The organism is Aquabacterium sp. UBA2148 (assembly GCF_002328915.1).
Lineage (GTDB): Bacteria > Pseudomonadota > Gammaproteobacteria > Burkholderiales > Burkholderiaceae_C > Aquabacterium > Aquabacterium parvum.
Genome location: NZ_DCXA01000147.1, coordinates 1 through 3,073 on the forward strand (window position 1 = coordinate 1; position 3,073 = coordinate 3,073).

A 3,073-nucleotide genomic window follows, 5' to 3' on the forward strand; every position below is an offset into this window, starting at 1 on the left:
TTGGTTTCCTCGCGCTCGCCATCCTGCTTGAACACGACCACCGGGTCCGCGTTGCTGCGGATGCCCTCGGTGTAGCGCTGCGCAGGCACCTCCATCTTGTAGAGGGGGATGAAGCGGTTGGCGCGGTAGTCGAGCGACTTGCGGGCGATCTCGCGGCCCTGAGGATCCAGGTAGCGCGCCTGTGCCGTGAGCACCTTGCCGTCTGGCGCGCGGTTGAACTCGTGCACCTCGGCGTAGAGGAAGCGCTGTGTGGCCGCATCGCGCGCGAAGCCGACCACGGTTTCGGCCAGGCACAGGTCGTGCACCAGCACCGAGGCGGCGGCCACGGCGGTCAGGCGCAACTGGTTGATGAAGTTCATGCGCGCCGCCCGCTCATCGTGCTTCGAACAGCAGGTGGGTCACGCCCCACTCGCTGCCGTGCTCGTAGCCGAAGAACTCCGCCACGGCCATGTAGAACATGCGCCAGCGCTGCACCCAGCGTTCGGCGTCATCGCCGTAGCACTGCTTGAAGGTGGCCAGCACGGCGGCCTTGTTGCCGTCCATGCCCTGCAGCCAGTGCTCGGCCGTCTTCTGGTAGTGCGTGCCGTCCACCCACCACTGGTTCACCAGTTTGACGTCGTCCTGGAACTGCGCGAGCAGGTGCTCGTTGGGCATGATGCCGCCGAGGAAGAAGTACTGGGTCATCCAGTCGCTCTTGTCCTTGACCTCGTACGGGTAGGCGAGGGTGGGGTGGGCGAAGATGTGCACGAAGAGCTTGGCGTCGTCCTTCATCCAGCCGCGCACCTTCTTGAGCAGCAGCTGGTAGTTGCGCATGTGCTCGAACATCTCGATGGAGATGACGCGGTCGAAGCCTTGCTGCAGGGCGTCGGCAGGCATCGGGTCGGTGGCCACATTGCCTGTGACGATGCGCAGGTTGTTGAAACCCCGCTCGCGTGCGCGGCCTTCGATGAATTCGCGCTGGCCGTTCGAGTTGCTGAAGCCGACGATCTGCAGGTGAGGGTACTTTTCAGCCAGCCACAGGCTCAGCGAACCCCAGCCGCAACCGAGGTCGAGCACGCGGGCACCGGGGGGCAGGGCGTTGAGCCGGGCGCGTTCGGCGTAGACGCGCAGCATGGCCTCCTCGGCCTCGGCCAGCGTTTCGGTGCCACGCTCGTACCAGCAGCACGAGTACTTCAGGCGCGGGCCCAGGTGCTGGTGGAAGAACTGCGCCGGCACCTCGTAGTGCTGCACGTTGGCGTCTGCCGTGTGGATGGCGATCGGGCTGGCCTTGAGCTGGTCGACGAAGGCGCGGAACTCGGCCGTGCGGCGCGACAGCGGCATGTCGTGGTGCGCTGCCAGGCGTTGCGCCATCAGGCGCCGCATGCCGGCGCGGATCACGGCATCGGGCAGCAGGCCTGCTTCGGCCCAGTCGAGTGCGAACATCATGGTCGGATCTCCTGAATTGACGCGGGGGACTGACTGGACTTACGCAGCCGATGCGCGATCGGATGCAAAGGTTGTGCAGCGAATGTGCAGAGGCGATGCGTTCAGCCAGCCTTGGGGGGCCAGGGCACGAGCATGCTGGTGCGGCGCATGTACTCGGCGTAGCCGGGCTTGCGGCGGGCCATTTCGGCTTCGAGCAAGGGCACACCCGAAATCTTGAGCAGCAGCAGCACCATCACCAGCGGCGCGATCAGGCCCCAGGCCCACAGGTCGCTGCCCCAGGCCAGCGGCAGGTAGGCCAGCCAGTGCACGCACTCGAAGAAGTAGTTGGGGTGGCGGCTGTAGCGCCACAGGCCCACGTCGCAGACGCGGCCGCGTTGGCTGGGGTCCGCCTTGAAACGGCGCAGCTGATCGTCGGCCAGGCCTTCTCCCCACACCGACAACAGCAGGATGGCCACGGCCAGGCCCAGGGCCACGGGGCCGGGCGAGCCTTCGCGGTAGGCCGCAGGCAGGAAGGCGCTGCAGGCCAGGGCCAGCGTGAACAGGTTCTGGAACTGGAAGAACCAGAACATCTTGGATTGCGCCTTGGGGCCCCATTCGGCGCGGAACTTGGCGTAGCGCCAGTCTTCGGTCGCGCGCCAGTTGCGGCGCCACAGGTAGGTGCCCAGCCTCAGGCCCCACAGGCCACCCATGGCGGCCAGGGTCCAGCGCACGTCGGGTGCGGCGCTGCCCGCAAGGGCGAACCACACGGCCAGGCCGCCCAGCGCCCAGGCCCAGATGGCGTCGACGATGCCACCGTTGCCCTGCTGGCGCTGGATCAGCCAGGCGATGGACTTGGCCGCGAAAAGCAGGGCTGCGGCGACGAGCACCGCGTTCAGCATGGACATGGGGCGTCGCTGTTTTGAATCAAGGTTGCATTGATTCTAGGCAGCGACAAAGACCATGTTGGTGCCAAAGGGCTGGACAAAAGCTGGTCACGCCTTGAGCGGCGTCCCGAGCCGGGCGCTCAGGCCCCGGCGGTTCAGCTCGCGTCGCCCTGCAGCACCCCCGGCGTCACCGCACGGTGAAAGCCATTGAAGCTGGGCGCCCCTGCGTGGTTGGGCGTGGGCATGACGGGGCTGTGCAGCGGTGCGCCGCCGTCGATGGCCACCGTGATGCCCGTGACGAAGGCGGCGCCTGGGCTGAGCAGGAAGCAGATCACCGAGCTGACCTCGGCCTCCAGGCCCATGCGCTTGGCCGGCAGGTTGTCCTTGAGCATGCGGATCATGGGCGCCATGGCCGGGCCGTAGCTGTCCATGCCGCTGGACGCGATCCAGCCCGGCGCCACCGCGTTCACGCGCACGTGCGACGCGGCCCATTCGTAGGCCGCCGTCTTGGTCAGGTTGGCCATGCCCGCGCGCGCCGCACCCGAGTGCGCCATGCCGGGCATGCCGTTCCACATGTCGGCCGTCATGTTGACCACCGAACCACCGTGCTTGGCCATGCTCTGGTTGTAGACCTCGCGCATCATCAGGAAGCCGCCGGTCAGGTTGTTGGTGACCACCGCGTCGAAGCCGCGCTTGGAGATGGCCGAGACCGGGGAGGGGAACTGCCCACCGGCGTTGTTGACCAGGCCGTGGATGCGGCCGTGTTTCTCGACGATGGCAGCCAC

The 3,073-nt window shown here is 67.1% G+C and carries 4 protein-coding genes; all 4 read right to left on the reverse strand.

The features are described from left to right. Positions 1-359 (reverse strand): hypothetical protein (locus B2W70_RS08040; RefSeq protein ID WP_286744580.1); only part of this gene is annotated, 359 nt, incomplete at its 3' end. 13 nt (positions 360-372) lie between these two features. Next, complete coding sequence (locus tag B2W70_RS08045; RefSeq protein WP_286744582.1) at positions 373-1,425, reverse strand: SAM-dependent methyltransferase; 1,053 nt, start codon at positions 1,423-1,425, stop codon at positions 373-375. A 101-nt stretch (positions 1,426-1,526) separates the two neighbouring features. Continuing rightward, on the reverse strand, positions 1,527-2,309 hold the full coding sequence (locus tag B2W70_RS08050) for a DUF1295 domain-containing protein (protein ID WP_286744584.1): 783 nt from the start codon (positions 2,307-2,309) through the stop codon (positions 1,527-1,529). Between the two features lie 134 nt (positions 2,310-2,443). Further along, on the reverse strand, positions 2,444-3,073 hold a 630-nt coding region (locus tag B2W70_RS08055; protein WP_286744586.1), incomplete at its 5' end, for an SDR family oxidoreductase.

Coding starts and splice junctions, on each gene's coding strand:
- B2W70_RS08045 (WP_286744582.1), bottom strand. CDS start 1,425: ATGATGTTCGCACTCGACTGGGCCGAAGCAGGCCTGCTGCCCGATGCC.
- B2W70_RS08050 (WP_286744584.1), bottom strand. CDS start 2,309: ATGTCCATGCTGAACGCGGTGCTCGTCGCCGCAGCCCTGCTTTTCGCG.